Genomic DNA, 15,629 nt, shown 5'->3' with positions numbered 1-15,629 from the left:
CAGACTCCGGGTTCCGGGGGTGCCCGGTGAACCGTGCGCTGACCCTGGACGACGCGGTGGTCGCCGGTATCGCGGTCGCGGCGGGCCTGCTGGCCGCCTTCCTCTCCCGTTCGCTGCTGCGCTGGCTGGCCAGGCACGCCAAGCGGACCCGGTGGAGCGGTGACGACATCATCGTGGACGCGCTGCGCTCGATCGTGCCGTGGGCGCTGATCGCGGCGGGTGTGGCGGCCGCGGCGATCGTGCTGCCGCTCACCAGGTCCGTGCAGCACCACACCGATCAGGTGCTGGAGGTGTGGCTGATCCTCGTGGCCACGCTGTCCGCGGCGCGGGTCATCACCGGTCTGGTGCACACGTTCACGCAGTCGCGCTCGGGGGTGGCGGGCTCGGCGACCATCTTCGTCAACATCACCCGGGTGCTGGTCCTGGCGATCGGCTTCCTGGTGGTGCTCCAGACGCTCGGGATCTCCATAGCGCCGCTGCTCACCGCGCTGGGCGTCGGCGGTCTTGCGGTGGCGCTCGCGCTTCAGGACACCCTCGCGAACCTCTTCGCGGGCGTCCACATCCTGGCGTCCAAGACGGTCCAGCCGGGCGACTACATCCAGCTGAGCAGCGGTGAGGAGGGGTACGTCGTCGACATCAACTGGCGTCAGACGACGGTCCGCCAGCTGTCCAACAACCTGGTGGTGATCCCGAACGGCCAGCTCGCCAAGGCCAATATGACCAATTACACCCGGCCCGAGCAGCGGCTCACGGTGCCGGTGCAGGTGGGGGTGAGCTACGACGCCGACCTGGAGCAGGTGGAGCGGGTGACCGCCGAGGTGGTCGCGGAGGTCATGCACAAGGTGCCGGGCGCGCTGCCGGACCACGAGCCCGCGATCCGCTTCCACACCTTCGGCGACTCCCGCATCGGCTTCACGGTGATCCTCGGCATCGGCGAGTTCAGCGACCAGTACCGGATCAAACACGAGTTCATCAAGCGCCTGCACCGCCGCTACCAGGAAGAGAACATCCACATCCCCTCCCCGGTCCGCACGGTCGCCATCCAGCAGGGCTCCTTCACGATCCCCCAGCAGCGAACCGCGGGGGAACCGGCACGGGAGACCGCCGAGTAGGGGTTCCGGCCGCCGGACGGAAGCGGGGGCACGCCATCATTCGGGGACGGCGACGGGGGCCCGTCACTCACGCCGACGCGAAGATCGGACCCGCAGCACAAATCCCGCCACGCATGCCGGATCCGCCACCCCGTACCCTCATACCGATATGACCGTTTCACCCGACCCCCGCTCCCTCGACCAGCGGCTCGACGCCCTCGCCCGGCAGCCGTTCCGGGCCCGGTTCCGGCTGCGGGGGCCGGAGCGGGTCACCGCCGCGGAGAAGGGGCCGGCCACCATCAGGTGGCACGCCTATGACCTGGTCGCGAAGCGGCTCGCGCCGGCCGAGCCGTACAAGGACGGGAAGCAGACGCCGTACCGGGGGCACCCCGTTTTCGTGGCGCAGCACGCGACCGCCACCTGCTGCCGCAACTGCCTGCTCCGCCTGCACGGCATTCCCAAGGGGCGGCAGCTCAGCAGGGCCGAACACCTGTACGTCGTGGAGGTGATCTGCCGCTGGATCGAGCGCGAGCTCACCCGCGGGCCCGTGGAAACAAGCGGAGGCGACTGACCAGGCGAGCGTCCGGTCGGCGGAAAACAGCGGCCCCGGGCGCCACCCCTGTCGAGCCCGCCCCCGGCACGAGATATCTTGATGTCGAGCAATGTTGCAGACGTGGAGCGGAGCACCCGGTGACTGACTCGACCATCATCTACACGTACACAGACGAGGCCCCGGCCCTGGCGACGCATTCGTTCCTGCCGGTGGTCCGGGCGTATGCCGCGCAGGCCGGTGTGCCCGTGCAGACCCGCGACATCTCGCTGGCCGGGCGCATCATCGCCGTTTTCCCGGAGTACCTGAACGAGGACCAGCGCATCGCGGACGCGCTGACCGAGCTGGGCGAGCTCGCCAAGACCCCTTCGGCCAACATCGTCAAGCTGCCGAACGTCTCGGCGTCCATCCCGCAGCTCAAGGCCGCCGTCGCCGAGCTGCAGGGCAAGGGCTACGCGCTGCCGGACTACCCGGACGACCCGAAGTCGGACGAGGAGCGCGACATCCGCGCCCGCTACGACAAGATCAAGGGCTCCGCGGTCAACCCGGTCCTGCGTGAGGGCAACTCCGACCGCCGCGCCCCGGCCTCGGTGAAGAACTACGCCAAGACCCACCCGCACCGCATGGGCGCCTGGACCGCCGAGTCCAAGACCAATGTGGCGACCATGAGCGAGAACGACTTCGCGGGCACCGAGAAGTCCGCGGTGATCGCCGAGAACACCACCCTGCGCTTCGAGCTGGTCGGCGCCGACGGCACCACCACCGAGCTGCGCGCGCCGCTGCCGGTCATCGCCGGTGAGGTCGTGGACGCCGCCGTGCTGCGCGCCGCCGCCCTCAACGAGTTCCTCGCCGCGCAGGTCGCCCGCGCGAAGGAGGAGGGTGTGCTGTTCTCCGTGCACCTGAAGGCCACGATGATGAAGGTCTCCGACCCGATCATCTTCGGTCACGTGGTGCGCGCCTTCTTCCCGAAGACGTTCGCGAAGTACGGCGAGACGCTCAAGGCGGCCGGTCTCTCCCCGAACGACGGCCTCGGCGGCATCTACAAGGGCCTGGAGAACCTGCCCGAGGGTGCCGAGATCAAGGCGTCCTTCGACGCCGAGCTGGCCGACGGCCCGGCGCTGGCCATGGTCGACTCCGACAAGGGCATCACCAACCTGCACGTCCCCTCGGACGTCATCGTGGACGCCTCCATGCCCGCGATGATCCGCACCTCCGGCCACATGTGGGGCGCGGACGGCCAGGAGCACGACACCCTCGCGGTGCTGCCGGACCACAGCTACTCCGGCGTCTACCAGGCCGTGATCGAGGACTGCCGCGCCAACGGCGCCTTCGACCCGTCCACCATGGGCTCGGTGCCGAACGTCGGCCTCATGGCGCAGAAGGCCGAGGAGTACGGCTCCCACGACAAGACCTTCGAGATCCCGGCCGACGGCACGGTCCGCCTGGTCGACGCGGCCGGCAACGTGGTCCTGGAGCAGTCCGTGGCCCGGGGCGACATCTTCCGCGCCTGCCAGACCAAGGACGCCCCGATCCGCGACTGGGTCAAGCTGGCCGTCACCCGCGCCCGCGCCACCGGCGACCCGGCCGTGTTCTGGCTGGACGAGGAGCGCGCCCACGACGCGCAGCTGATCGCCAAGGTCGAGCGGTACCTGCCGGAGCACGACACCGAGGGCCTGGACATCCGGATCCTGTCCCCGATCGAGGCCACCAAGCTGTCGGTGGAGCGCATCCGCCGCGGCGAGAACACCATCTCGGTCACCGGCAACGTGCTGCGCGACTACCTGACCGACCTGTTCCCGATCCTGGAGCTGGGCACCAGCGCCAAGATGCTGTCGGTCGTCCCGCTGATGGCGGGCGGCGGCCTGTTCGAGACGGGCGCCGGCGGTTCCGCGCCCAAGCACGTCCAGCAGCTGGTCAAGGAGAACTACCTGCGCTGGGACTCGCTCGGCGAGTTCTTCGCGCTCGTACCCTCCCTGGAGCAGTACGCGACGACCACCGGCAACACCCGCGCCAAGGTCCTGGCCGACGCCCTGGACCGCGCCACGGCGACCTTCCTCAACGAGGACAAGTCCCCGACCCGTCGCCTCGGCGGCATCGACAACCGCGGCAGCCACTTCTACCTGTCCCTGTACTGGGCGCAGGAGCTGGCCAAGCAGACCGACGACGCCGAGCTGGCCAAGGCGTTCGCGCCGCTCGCCGAGGCCCTCGCGGCCGACGAGCAGCAGATCGTGACCGAGCTGAACAGCGTCCAGGGCAAGCCGGCCGACCTCGGCGGCTACTACCGCGTCGACCAGGAGAAGGCGGACGCGGTGATGCGCCCGTCGGCCACCTGGAACACGGTGCTGGCCTCCCTGAGCTGATCCCGGCCGATCCCGGCTGATCGCAGCGGAGCGCCCCACCACCCTCGCCGGGCGGTGGGGCGCTCCGCTGTTCCCGCCTACGGGTGGTAGATCTCCGACAGGGCGGTGATCTGGCCCTTGGCGTTGACGTGGTAGGTGAAGTACGGGCTGTTGGCGAGCTTGTGGTTGGCCAGCCATGTCGGGGCGACCTTCACGCTCGTGGTCTCGCGCAGCACCTCGACGGAGGCGCCCGGCGCGAAGCCGAGCGAACGGGCCGCGCCGCTCGGGGTGTAGACGACGTCCTCGTCGTTCCTCGTGTTCACCTTGCACGTCTGCGGGGTGACGCGCACGACGGCCTTGCCCTTGACGTTCTTCGCGGAGTCCAGCTTCAGGAAGTGCCGGCCCGCGGGCAGGTGGCAGGGCTTCCAGGTGGTGGCCGAGGCGGCGTGGCCGGCCCCCTCCCGCGGGGCGGCGCCGGCGGACCCGCACGTGGTGGCGAGGAGGGCCGCGGCCGAGGCGGCGACGAGAGCGGCGGAGACATGACGGTGGTTCATTGAGCGTCCTCTGCTACGAGTGCTACGAAGATCTGCTGACATCGAAGATCTGCTGACATCGAGGGAGATAGCGGACCGGGGTCACGGGTTTCACCGGCCCCCACTGCTGTGACGGGACGGTGACAACTGGTACCCGGCCGGGACGATCACCCCGGGCGCGCCGCATGGACGTTCGCCCCGGCCGTACGTACGGCCGGCCGCCCGAACCGCGCCCCGTGTCGGGAACATTGCGGCCGCGTGTCGTCCATGACGTCCTCATGTCGCCTCGCGCGTAAGCCTGTTGGCCGAAGAGAGCGCATGGTTGCCTCGTGCCACGTCACCGCCTCCCGCGCACGAGGAGCACGCACCATGAGCACGCAGCCCGACACCGCCGCCTGGTCCTTCGAGACGAAGCAGATCCACGCGGGCGCCGTCCCCGACCCCGCGACCGGCGCACGGGCCACCCCCGTCTACCAGACCACCTCGTTCGTGTTCCGGGACACCCAGCACGCGGCCGACCTGTTCTCGCTGGCCGAGCCCGGCAACATCTACACCCGGATCCACAACCCCACCACGGACGTGTTCGAGCAGCGGATCGCCGCGCTGGAGGGCGGGGTCGGGGCGGTCGCGCTGGCCTCGGGGCAGGCCGCGGAGACCCTGGCGATCCTGACCCTGGCGGGCGCCGGTGACCACATCGTCTCCAGCACGGCGCTGTACGGCGGCACGTACAACCTCTTCCGGCACACGCTGGCGCGGCTCGGCATCGAGGTGTCGTTCGTGGACGACCCGGACGACCCCGAGGCCTGGCGGGCGGCGATCCGGCCCACCACCAAGGCGCTGTTCGCCGAGTCGCTCGGCAATCCGCGCGGCAATGTGCTGGACGTACGGGCGGTCGCGGACGTGGCGCACGCGGCCGGGGTGCCGCTGATCGTGGACAACACCGTGCCGACCCCGTATCTGCTGCGGCCGATCGAGCACGGCGCGGACATCGTGGTGCACTCGGCGACCAAGTTCCTCGGCGGGCACGGCACCGCGGTCGCCGGTGTGGTGGTGGACGGCGGCACCTTCGACTTCGGCGCCCACGCGGACCGGTTCCCGGACTTCAGCGAGCCGGACCCGAGCTATCACGGGCTGCGCTACTGGCCCGCGCTCGGTCCTGGCGCGTTCGCGGTGAAGCTGCGGGTGCAGCTGCTGCGCGACCTCGGCCCGGCGCTCGCCCCGCACTCGGCGTTCCTGCTGCTCCAGGGCGTGGAGACGCTGAGCCTGCGCCTGGAGCGGCACACCGCCAACGCGCAGGCGCTGGCCGAGTGGCTGGAGCGGCGGGACGAGGTGGCGACCGTCCACTACGCGGGCCTGGAGTCCAGCCCGTGGTACGAGGCCGGGCAGAAGTACCTGCCGCGCGGGGCCGGTGCCATCGTCTCCTTCGAGCTGCGCGGCGGGATCGAGGCGGGCAAGCGGTTCGTGGACGCGGTCGAGCTGTTCAGCCATCTCGCGAACATCGGGGACGTACGCAGTCTGATCATCCACCCGGCGTCCACCACGCACAGTCAGCTCACCGAGGAGGAGGCGGCCGCCACCGGCACGGCGCCGGGTCTGGTGCGGCTGTCGGTCGGCATCGAGAACCTGGCCGACCTCAAGGCGGATCTGGAGGCCGGCTTCCGCGCGGCGAAGGGCGCGTAGGTGAACGCGGTCACGGCGACCGAGCGGCTGCCGGCCACCGGGGCCTGGCGGGAGGGGGACCCGCCGGGCCACCGGCGGTGGTTCACGGCCGACCGGCCGCTGCCGCTGGAGGCGGGGGGTGAACTCCCCGGCGTGCGCCTCGCGTTCGAGACCTGGGGGCGGCTCGCGCCGGACGCGTCCAACGCGGTGCTGGTGCTGCACGCGCTGACCGGCGACAGCCATGTCGCCGGTCCCGCCGGACCCGGGCACCCCACGCCCGGCTGGTGGGAGCCGCTGGTCGGACCCGGGCGGCCGCTGGACACCGACCGGTGGTTCGTGGTGGCCCCCAATGTGCTGGGCGGCTGCCAGGGCAGCACGGGGCCGTCCTCGGCGCGTCCGGACGGCCGCCGGGCGTGGGGCGGCGCCTTTCCGTTCCTCACCCAGCGCGACCAGGTCGCGGCGGAGGCGGCGCTCGCGGACGCGCTCGGCATCGACCGCTGGGCCCTGGTGGCGGGCGGTTCGATGGGCGGGATGCGGGCGGTGGAGTGGGCGGCGTCGTACCCGGAGCGCACCGGGGCGCTGCTGCTGCTCGCCACCACGGGGGCGGCGAGCGCGGAGCATATCGCCTGGGCGGGGATCCAGTTGCGGGCGATCCGCACCGACCCCGACTGGCGGGGCGGCGACTACCACGATGCCGCCCGCGGCCCGCACACCGGTCTCGGGCTCGCCCGCCGTCTCGCCCATGTCACCTACCGCAGCGAGCCGGAACTGGCCACCCGCTTCGGCCGGGCCCCGCAGGGCACCGAGCACCCCTGGCGGGGCGGCCGCTACCAGGTGGACTCCTATCTGGACCATCACGCCGAGAAGCTGGTACGACGCTTCGACGCGGCGAGCTACGTCGTCCTCACGGAGGCCATGAACGCCCATGACGCCGGCCGCGCCCGCGGCGGCCTCCGCTCGGCCCTCGCCCGTGTCACGGCCCCCACCCTGGTCGCCGGCGTCGACTCCGACCGCCTCTATCCCCTCGCCCAGCAGCACGAGCTGGCCGCCGCGATCCCGGGCGCGGACCGGACCCGGGTGGTGGAATCGCCGTACGGGCACGACGGGTTCCTCATCGAGACGGCGCAAGTGGGCGCGCTGGTCACGGAGTTGCTGGGCTGATCGTCACCACTCGCGCGGGGCGATCAGCTCCTCCACGTCCGCCTTCCCGAAGCCGTACGCCCGGGCAGATCGGCGGGCCGCCCGGTCTCGGGAAGGTATGTTCCTTCCTGCCGCGATCCTGCACCACGCCACTGACCATCACGCCACAGACAACGACCCCACCGCCGACGCCCGGAGCCGCCGATGCCCGCGTTCGAACTCCTGCCCGGTGCCGCCGGCTCCCCCGTCCTGCTGCACGTGCCGCACTCCGCCCGCGCGATCCCCCGGGACGTCCGGGACGGGATTTTGCTGGACGACGCCGCTCTGGAGCGGGAGTTGGACCACCTCACGGACGCGCACACCGCGGAGCTGGCCGGGCGGGCGGCGGGGGCGGCCGGGCAGATGCCATGGCGGTTCGTGAACCGGCTGTCCCGGCTGGTGGTGGATCCGGAGCGGTTCCCGGACGAGCGGGAGGAGATGCTGGCCGTCGGGATGGGCGCCGTGTACACGCGGACCACGCACCGCGCGGAGCTGCGGCCCGCGGACACCGACCCGCGGCCCTTGGTCGAGCGGTACTTCCGGCCGTACGCCGAGGCCATGACGCGGGCCGTGGCCGGGCGGCTGGCGGCGACCGGGCGGGCCGTGATCGTGGATGTGCACTCCTACCCGGCGCGGGCGCTCCCCTACGAGCTGCACGGTGACGGCCCGCGGCCGCCGGTGTGCCTGGGCACCGACCCCTTCCACACCCCGCCGAAGCTGCTCGCCGCCGCCCGCGAGGCGTTCGCCGGGTGCGGGGAGACGGGGCTGGACAGCCCGTTCGCCGGGACCTATGTGCCACTGGCGTACTACGGCAGCGATCCCCGCGTGGAGGCGCTGATGATCGAGCTGCGGCGGGACACCTACATGGACGAGCCCGGCGGACCGGCCGGACCGGGCCTCGACCGGCTCGCGGCGGCGCTGGCCGCCCTGCTCGACGCCCTCTAGCCGGACCTGGTCGAAATCCCCGCAGCCACGCCGGTCGAAGCGCCGTGGACCCTCCGCCTGGAGCAGTCCCGCACGACACCCGCCGCGCCCCACCCCATCGTGGAGGGCATGACGACCATGGAGACCAGCGCGCCCACCGGCCAGGAACCGCCGCCCGTGCGGGACTGGCCCGCGATCGATCTGGACGGCACCGAGTTCGACCCGGTGCTCGCGGGACTGGTGCGCGAGGGACCGCTGACCCGAATACGGCTGCCGTTCGGAGAGGGCTGGGCCTGGCTGGCCACCCGCTACGAACACGTGAAGCTGATCACCAACGATCCCCGGTTCAGCCGCGCGGAGGTCGCCCGCGGCCGCGTCACCCGGCTGGCGCCGAACTTCGCGCCCCGCCCCGGCTCGCTCGCCTGGGCCGACCAGCCGGACCACAACCGGCTGCGCAAGCCCATCGCGGGTGCCTTCACGGTCGGCGCGATGAAGCGGCTGCGGCCCCGCGCCCAGGAGATCCTGGACGAGCTGGTGGACGGCATGGTCCGCGAGGGCCCGCCCGCCGACCTGGTCGAACGGGTGCTGGAGCCGTTCCCGTTGTACATCGTCAGCGAGGTGATGGGCGTCCCCGGCACCGACCGCGAGCAGGTGCACGACTGGACCCGGCAGATCATCTCCCTGTCCGGGGGCGCGGAGGCCGCCGACCGGGCCAAGAACGGCCTGTACGGCTGGATCACCGAGATCGTCCGGGCCCGCGCGCGCAGCGCCGGGGAGGACGTCTACTCGCTGCTCGCGGGCGCCGTGGCGCGCGGTGAGATCGGCGAGGAGGAGGCCGTCGGGCTCGCCGGTCCGCTCCAGATCGGCGGCGAGGCGGTCACCCACAACTGCGGGCAGATGCTCTATCTGATGCTGACCCGGCCGGAGTTGATGGCCCGCATGCGCGAACGGCCCGACGAACGCGGCCCGGTGTTCGACGAGTTGCTGCGCTGGATCCCGCACCGCAGCACCGTCGGACTCGCCCGGATCGCCCTGGAGGACGTGGAGATCGCCGGGCACCGGATCGCCGCGGGCGAGGCGGTCTACGTCTCCTACCTGACCGCCAACCGCGATCCGGCGGTCTTCCCCGACCCGGACGGCATCGCCCCGGACCGTGACCCCAACCCGCATGTCGCCTTCGGCAACGGCCACCACTACTGCACCGGCGCGGTCCTGGCCCGCCTCCAGCTGGAACTGCTGGTGGACACGCTCCTGGACCGGCTGCCGGGGCTGCGGCTGGCCGTGCCGCCGGAGGAGGTCCGGTGGCGGCAGCAGACGATGATCCGGGGGCCGCGCACCCTGCCGGTGACCTGGTGAGCCGGTCCCCGCTCAGGCCCGCAGCCACTCCGTGACGATCACCTCCGTGCCGGTGCGCAGCCGCAGGGCGAAGGGCCCGGAGGGCGGGGCGTCGCTGATGAAGCGGCCGAGGGTGTCGACGGTGACCGGGCGGGCGGCGCCCGGACCGCCGAGCACCTCGATCCGCGCCGAACCCGGCGGCAGCACCTGCCCGATCAGCCCCTCGCCCGTGACCTCGACATCGACGGTGAGCGCCCCCGCGCGAAACGTCAGCATGCGCGGCGCGTCCGTGACCCCGCGCACCGGCAGCGCGTCCACCAGCGAGTCGAAGGTCAGCTCGGCGATCCGCGCGTCGAGGTCCCGCAAGGCGTAGGCCTCGATGGCGAGTTGTCGCAGGAAGCCGGGCACGGGGTCGAGGACGGCCGCGGCCTGCCGCAGCTCCTCCTCCAGCAGGGCGTCCGCCGTGGCCTCCAGCAGCGCGTCCGCCGAGAGCGCGTCCGCCGACTCCTCGCCGTCCCCGTCCGCCCCGTCGCAGGGGAACCCGTTGTCCTTGTTCATGCCGCACCCCGTTGGTCCATCCGGGCCCGCAGCCGGCGCAGACAGCGCTGGCGCAAGGGGCCGATGCTGCCGACCGCGATGCCGAGCGCGGCCGAGATCTCCACATAGCTGGGCGGCGGCGAGGAGACCAGTACGCGCAGCAACTGACGGCAGCGCTCGCCCAGTTCGTCCAGCTCCTGCCACAGGCGGCGGACCCGCTCGGCCCGGTCCGCCGCCTCCTCGGAGTCGATCAGTGTCTGCTCCGGCGTACGGTCGTCGCTGGCCCGGTCCAGGACCTGCGGATCATCCGTGAGGGTGAGCCGCGTCATGCCCTTGATGACCTTCAGGCATTCATGGCGGGCGGTGCTCGCCAGCCAGGCGCCGGTCTTGTCGGGTTCCCGGATCCGCCCCAGATGCTGGGCGAAGCGGAACCACACGGTCTGGTAGACCTCGTGCCCGTCCGCGTCGGAGAGCCGATGGGCGCGCACCACCGACCACACCAGCGGGCTCATGCCCTCGACCAGCGCCTTCCAGGCCGCGGCGTCCCCGTCGACGGCGGACCGGACGAGCGCGCCGACCTCTGTTCGGTCCACGGCTCCACCCCTCGTATAGGGCTCGTCATGGTACGCCGTGGAACGGAGGGTTCCGGCGCTCATGCGGGCAGCGCCGGGGCCGTGACCGGGACCGGGCGCCAGGTGGGCGGCCGGAGCGCGCGCACCTTCGCCCCGCGGACGTCGGTGCGGTGGGTCGCGTCCGCCAGCAGCCGGGCGCCCGCCGTACGGGGATCGCGCTCGCGCTCGGAGGTCATCAGGGCGGCGACGAGCCCGGCGGCGACCGGGGTGGCGAAGGAGGTGCCGCTCCACTGCGCGAACCCGTCGAACATCACCTGGTCCGGCTTGCCCCCGGTGCTCTCCCGCGCCTCGCTCAACGCGCCGGTGTGGCGCGGGTACTGGCAGGTGCAGGAGTAGTCGAAGCCGTACCGGCAGTCGTCGTAGGTGGAGTGCTGGTAGAGGTACGGCACCGGGGTGCCGAAGCCGGTGAGGGCGCTGGTGAGGCGCTCGCCGGGGGCGAAGACGCGGACCCAGCGGCCGTGGTTGCTGAAGCAGGCGGGGCCCTCGCCGTCCGAGCGCAGCGCGCCGACCGACACGACGCTGTCCGCGTACTCGGGCAGGGCCGAGTACGCGGCGGGCCAGAACGGCACATCGCTGCCGTTGTTCCCGGCGGCGGCGACCAGCAGGGTGCGCTGCTCGCGCAGTTCGCGCATGAACGCGTCCAGGCCGAGCAGCCCGTGCAGGCCCGGGGCGGGGCTGCCCGCGGAGAGGCTGATCACATCGGGCCAGCCGGCCCCGTCGACGGCCTCGAAGAGCCGGGCGCCGAACTCCGACTCCAGTACGGCGCCCGCGTCGTTCAGGGTGCCGCGGACGGTGATGTCGGTGTTGGGCGCGACGGCCGCGAGGATGCCCGCGATGAACGTGCCGTGGCCGACGTACTGGCGCAGCACCCCGCCGCCGTCGGTCTCGGCCGCCTGGGTGTCGCCGGTGGTGTGGGCGAGCAGCGGGTAGGCGTGGTGGTCGTGCACCAGACCGGTGTCGACCACCAGGACGCGGACGGCGGTGGCGGGGTCGTGTCCGGTCCCGGCGGCGGCCGGGTTGGGCGCCGCGGAGCGCGCGATGGGCACCGGTTCGTCCCCGGGGCAGGCGTTGACCGCGATGTGCACCACATGGTTGCGGCTGACCAGCCGGCGCCCGTGCCGCTCCTCGGCCGCGCGCAGGGCGCCTAGGGCGTGCGGCACCACGTCGTCCCCGAGGTCGGGGGCGCCGACCCGGATGCGGGTGACGCCGGTGCGGCCGCCGTCCGGGCCGTCGCGGCGCACATGGTCGGGCAGCAGTCCCCGGGTCTCGGTGAAGTGGGCGCGCACCGAGTCCTCCACGGCGCGGGCCTCCTCCCCGGACCGGGCGAGGACGATCCCCTTCTCGTACAGCGGATGGGCGTCGTCGTCCGGGCCCATGGCCAACGGGACGTCGGGCATCGAGCGCTGGATGTGATCGAACTGTTCGCGGTATCGCTGGAGTGCCATGCCGTGTCCTCCCCCTGAAAGGCGGTGTACGAGAGTGAGAGCCGCCGGTCCGCCGTCTGATACAGGCCACTACCATGCGAGGCGTGACAGCGGGAAGCGAGCCGGCCCTCCAACTGCTGCCCCTGGTGTTCGCCGACCCCGGCGAGGCACGGGCGCGTGCCGAACTGCTGCTCGAATCCGCCCCGGCCCCGCTGCCCGCCAGCATCGCCCACCAGGTCCTCGGCATCTGGCAGCGGGACTTCGGCGATCTGCGGATCGCGCTCACCCATCTGCGCCGGGCCCGGGACCTGGCCGCGCGCGCCGACTCCGCCGACCGGGAGGCGGATGTGCTGGCGACCCTGGGGGTCGCACTGGTGCACGCGGGGCGCACACGGCAGGGGCTCGCCTCCTTCGAGCGGGGCGTCGCGCGGGGCACCGGGCACACCCGGGCCCGGGTGCTGTACCGGCGGGCGTACGTCTGGTGGGTGCTGGGCCACCACCCGGAGGCGCTGGAGGACGTACGGCGGGCGCTGCCGGTGCTCAGGCAGCTGCGCGACGACATCTGGACCGCGCGGGCGCTGACCCTGCGGGCCACGGTGCATCTGGCGCTCGGCGCGGTGGAGCGGGCCGACGCGGACTTCACGGCGGCGGAGCGGCTGTGGGACACCACGGGCCAGGAGCACGACAAGGCGGACGCGGTGGAGAGCCGGGGCCTGGCCGCGTTCCGCTCCGGGGACATCCCCCTCGCGCTGCGGCTGCTCGACGAGGCCGAGGAGCGGTACGCGAAGCTCGGCACGCCCACCTACATGCTGTCGGTACGGCGCTGCGAGGTGCTGATGGCCGCGGGGCTCGCCCCGGAGGCGCTGGCCGAGGCGGACGCGGCGATCGCCCTGCTGGACCGGCTGGGCGGGCAGTCGACCCGCAAGGCCGAGCTGCTGCTGGCCGCCGCCCGGGCGGCCCGCTCGGCCGGGGACGCGCACACCGCGATCGCCCGCGCGGCCGTCGCCGTACGGCTGTTCGCGGCGCAGCGGCGGCTGTGGTGGGAGACGCACGCCCGGCTCGTGCTGATCGAGGCGCGGGTGGCGGCCGGGCGGCGCTCGGGGCGGCTGGTCGGGGACGCGGCGGCGGTGGCGGAGCGGCTGGCCTCCTTCGGCTCGCCCGCGGCGCCCGAGGCGTCGCTGCTCGCGGGCCGTATCGCGCTGGCGCTGGGCTGGACGGCGGACGCGGAACGGCATCTGGCGGTCGCCGCGCGCAGCCGTCGGGGCGGATCGCCGACGGCCCGGATGACCGGCTGGGCGGCGCAGGCGCTGCGGGCGCGCGCGGCCGGGTCCCGGCGGGGTGTCCTGGAGGCGTGCCGGCACGGCCTGGACGTCCTGGACGACCACCGGATGACGCTGGGCGCCTCGGAGCTGCGCGCGCATGTGACCGCGCAGGGCGCCGAACTGGCCGCGCTGGCCCAGGAGGTGAGCCTGACCGACGACAGGCCCCGGCGCCTCCTTGAGTGGAGCGAGCGGTGGCGGGCGACCGTGCTGTCCACCCCGCCGACCCGGCCGCCCGCCGACCCGGCACTGCTCAGCGGTCTCACCGCGTACCGGGAGATAGCGGCCCGCGCGGAGGAGTCCCGCATGGAGGGCCGTCCGGTACCGGCCCTGGAGCGGGAACAGCGGCGCCTGGAACGGGAGATCCGCTCCCGCACCCGCCATATCCGCGGCTCCGCCCCGCACGAGGGGGCCCGCTTCGACGTGCCCCGGCTGCTGGACCGGCTCGGCGAGGACCGGCTGGTCGAACTCGCCGTGGTGCGGGGGCGGGTGCATGTGCTGCTGTGCGGCCGGGGCAGGGTACGGCGGTTCGTCGGCGGGCCGCTCGCGGACGCGGTGGCCGAGGCGGAGTACGTCCAGGCCGGGCTGCGGCGGCTCGCGCACCCGGGTGCGGAGGCGCGGCTGCCGCTGGTGGAGGCGGCGGGCGCCCGGCTCCAGGAACTGCTGCTCGCCGGGGCGGTGCCGCACCTGGGCGCGGGCCCGGTGGTGATCGTGCCGCCGGGCGCGCTGCACCGGGTGCCGTGGGCGCTGCTGCCCGCGCTGCGCGACCGGGTGCTCAGCGTGTCGCCGTCGGCGGGCAGTTGGCTGCGGGCCCGGGAGACGGAGCCGCCGCGGGACGGCCGTACCGTCCTGGTGCGTGGCCCCGGGCTCGCCACCGGCGGCGCGGAGGTGCCCGAACTCGCCGACCGCTACGGCACGGCGACGGTCCTGGAGGGCGACGACGCCCAAGTCCCCCGAGTACTGTCCGAGTTGGACGGCGCCGGGCTCGCCCATCTCGCCGCGCACGGCACCTTCCGCGCCGACAGCCCGCTGTTCTCCGCGCTGCGGATGTCGGACGGCCCTTTGATCGTGCACGACTTCGAGCGGCTGGCCCGCAGCCCCTACCGGATCATCCTCTCCAGCTGCGACACCGCCCGGCTCGCCTCGGTCGGCGCCGATGAACTCCTCGGCCTGGTCACGGCGTTGCTCCCACTGGGCACGGCCGGGGTGGTCGCGAGCAGCGCCCCGGTCAACGACGCCGCGGTGATCCCCCTGATGCTCGCCCTGCACAAGGGCCTCACCGCGGGCCTCTCGCTGGCCGAGTCGCTGCGGGACGCCCGGACCACCCTGCCGTCCGACACCGTGCACCAGGCGACGGGGTGGGCGTTCGCGGCGTTCGGAGCGGCCTGAGTCAGCTCGGCGGTAAAGGAGTTTCGGCCAGGTCCTGTCTCTTTGGTCAGTGGTGGGTCCGGATGGGGATGGCGGCGAGGTGGAGTGGGGCCTGGTAGGTGATGGCGGGTTTGTCGGTTTGTGTGGCTGGGCCGTGTCACTGCTTGGGGTGGTTGGTGCGGCGTTCGACGCTGTTGCGTTGTTTGTGGGCCTCGCGCTCGAAGCCGGGCGGGCGGCCGCCGTGCCGGCTTCGTCGTCGGCGGTGGCCGGTCTGGCCGGACGGCTGCGGGATGACGGTACGGATTCCCCGGCGCCGCAGATGGGCCCGGACGGCGCGCGAGGAGTCGGCGCGATCGGCGAGGACGGCCGCAGGTCTGGTTCGGGGTCTGCCCGGACCGGTGCGGGGCACGCTGATTCGGTTCATCACCTCTCGAAGGCCGGCGCGTCACCGGCCTGGCCTGTGGTGACGGTGAAGGGCAGAAGCCGGGCCCGGCCGTCGGACGCCAGGTGGGCCTTGGTGCTCAGGCCTCTGCGGGAGCGTCCGAGTGCGTGGTCGGCCGGTTTCCGGCGTCCCGTCGCCCCTTTTTTGAGTGCTCCAGCGGCGTGCTGGTGGGCCCGGACGACGGTGGAGTCGACCGACACGGTTCGATACTTCCAAGGATGGCTTCGAGGGTGCGACGGTGGTCCGCCCACCGTCGTCCCCGGACCGGATCGGCTGGCATCAGCGGCTCAATCCGGT

At 73.1% G+C, this 15,629-nt stretch carries 13 protein-coding genes and 1 pseudogene; 8 read left to right on the top strand and 6 right to left on the bottom strand.

Annotated elements, in window-relative coordinates; genetic code table 11:
* Positions 1-26: 26 nt before the first annotated feature.
* The 3 genes from AB0N90_RS30795 to AB0N90_RS30785 all read left to right on the top strand — a co-directional run bounded on the left by AB0N90_RS30795 (position 27) and on the right by AB0N90_RS30785 (position 4,001).
* The gene (locus tag AB0N90_RS30795; RefSeq protein ID WP_365202155.1) at positions 27-1,112 is read left to right on the top strand and encodes a mechanosensitive ion channel family protein; all 1,086 of its coding nucleotides are present in this window, start codon (positions 27-29) and stop codon (positions 1,110-1,112) included.
* Between the two features lie 148 nt (positions 1,113-1,260).
* Complete coding sequence (locus AB0N90_RS30790) at positions 1,261-1,662, top strand: DUF4186 domain-containing protein (RefSeq protein WP_365202154.1); 402 nt, start codon at positions 1,261-1,263, stop codon at positions 1,660-1,662.
* Between the two features lie 119 nt (positions 1,663-1,781).
* Positions 1,782-4,001, top strand: coding sequence for an NADP-dependent isocitrate dehydrogenase (locus tag AB0N90_RS30785; protein ID WP_365202152.1), 2,220 nt, complete (start codon positions 1,782-1,784; stop codon positions 3,999-4,001).
* 77 nt (positions 4,002-4,078) lie between these two features.
* Here the strand turns inward: AB0N90_RS30785 and AB0N90_RS30780 are convergent, their stop codons facing one another.
* Positions 4,079-4,534 (bottom strand): hypothetical protein, encoded by a 456-nt coding sequence (locus tag AB0N90_RS30780; RefSeq protein WP_365202150.1) that lies wholly within the window; start codon positions 4,532-4,534, stop codon positions 4,079-4,081.
* Between the two features lie 348 nt (positions 4,535-4,882).
* Here AB0N90_RS30780 and AB0N90_RS30775 point away from each other — a divergent pair, with 348 nt between their 5' ends.
* The 4 genes from AB0N90_RS30775 to AB0N90_RS30760 all read left to right on the top strand — a co-directional run bounded on the left by AB0N90_RS30775 (position 4,883) and on the right by AB0N90_RS30760 (position 9,631).
* Positions 4,883-6,193, top strand: coding sequence for a bifunctional o-acetylhomoserine/o-acetylserine sulfhydrylase (locus AB0N90_RS30775; RefSeq protein ID WP_365202148.1), 1,311 nt, complete (start codon positions 4,883-4,885; stop codon positions 6,191-6,193).
* The gene (locus tag AB0N90_RS30770; protein WP_365202147.1) at positions 6,194-7,333 is read left to right on the top strand and encodes a homoserine O-acetyltransferase; all 1,140 of its coding nucleotides are present in this window, start codon (positions 6,194-6,196) and stop codon (positions 7,331-7,333) included.
* Between the two features lie 183 nt (positions 7,334-7,516).
* Positions 7,517-8,296, top strand: coding sequence for an N-formylglutamate amidohydrolase (locus tag AB0N90_RS30765; RefSeq protein WP_365202145.1), 780 nt, complete (start codon positions 7,517-7,519; stop codon positions 8,294-8,296).
* Positions 8,297-8,404: 108 nt separating this feature from the next.
* A complete protein-coding gene (locus AB0N90_RS30760; protein ID WP_365202144.1) occupies positions 8,405-9,631 on the top strand; it encodes a cytochrome P450 in 1,227 nt (408 codons plus the stop codon).
* A 12-nt stretch (positions 9,632-9,643) separates the two neighbouring features.
* On the opposite strand, the gene AB0N90_RS30755 is transcribed toward AB0N90_RS30760, so the two are convergent.
* From AB0N90_RS30755 to AB0N90_RS30745, 3 genes are read right to left on the bottom strand one after another with little or no spacing between them, the layout of a single operon-like run.
* Positions 9,644-10,168, bottom strand: coding sequence for a hypothetical protein (locus AB0N90_RS30755; protein ID WP_365202142.1), 525 nt, complete (start codon positions 10,166-10,168; stop codon positions 9,644-9,646).
* The gene (locus tag AB0N90_RS30750) at positions 10,165-10,803 is read right to left on the bottom strand and encodes a sigma-70 family RNA polymerase sigma factor (RefSeq protein ID WP_172427708.1); all 639 of its coding nucleotides are present in this window, start codon (positions 10,801-10,803) and stop codon (positions 10,165-10,167) included. The genes AB0N90_RS30755 and AB0N90_RS30750 overlap by 4 nt, the downstream gene beginning before the upstream one ends.
* A complete protein-coding gene (locus AB0N90_RS30745) occupies positions 10,800-12,224 on the bottom strand; it encodes a S8/S53 family peptidase (protein ID WP_365202140.1) in 1,425 nt (474 codons plus the stop codon). The genes AB0N90_RS30750 and AB0N90_RS30745 overlap by 4 nt, the downstream gene beginning before the upstream one ends.
* A gap of 74 nt (positions 12,225-12,298) precedes the next feature.
* On the opposite strand from AB0N90_RS30745, the gene AB0N90_RS30740 reads away from it, so the two are divergent.
* Positions 12,299-14,911 carry a CHAT domain-containing tetratricopeptide repeat protein gene (locus AB0N90_RS30740; RefSeq protein WP_361673706.1) on the top strand — a complete coding sequence of 871 codons (2,613 nt, stop codon included), beginning with the start codon at positions 12,299-12,301 and terminating at the stop codon, positions 14,909-14,911.
* Positions 14,912-15,047: 136 nt separating this feature from the next.
* Here the strand turns inward: AB0N90_RS30740 and AB0N90_RS30735 are convergent, their stop codons facing one another.
* Positions 15,048-15,314 carry a hypothetical protein gene (locus tag AB0N90_RS30735; protein WP_247594053.1) on the bottom strand — a complete coding sequence of 89 codons (267 nt, stop codon included), beginning with the start codon at positions 15,312-15,314 and terminating at the stop codon, positions 15,048-15,050.
* Positions 15,315-15,328: 14 nt separating this feature from the next.
* A pseudogene (locus AB0N90_RS30730) lies at positions 15,329-15,612 on the bottom strand (IS5/IS1182 family transposase); the annotation flags it as partial.
* Positions 15,613-15,629: the final 17 nt, after the last annotated feature.

Source organism: Streptomyces sp. NPDC093018 (genome assembly GCF_040684035.1).
Taxonomy (GTDB): domain Bacteria; phylum Actinomycetota; class Actinomycetes; order Streptomycetales; family Streptomycetaceae; genus Streptomyces; species Streptomyces murinus.
The sequence above is the reverse complement of the archived record's forward strand: the minus strand, read 5'-3'. Positions and strand labels throughout refer to the sequence as shown.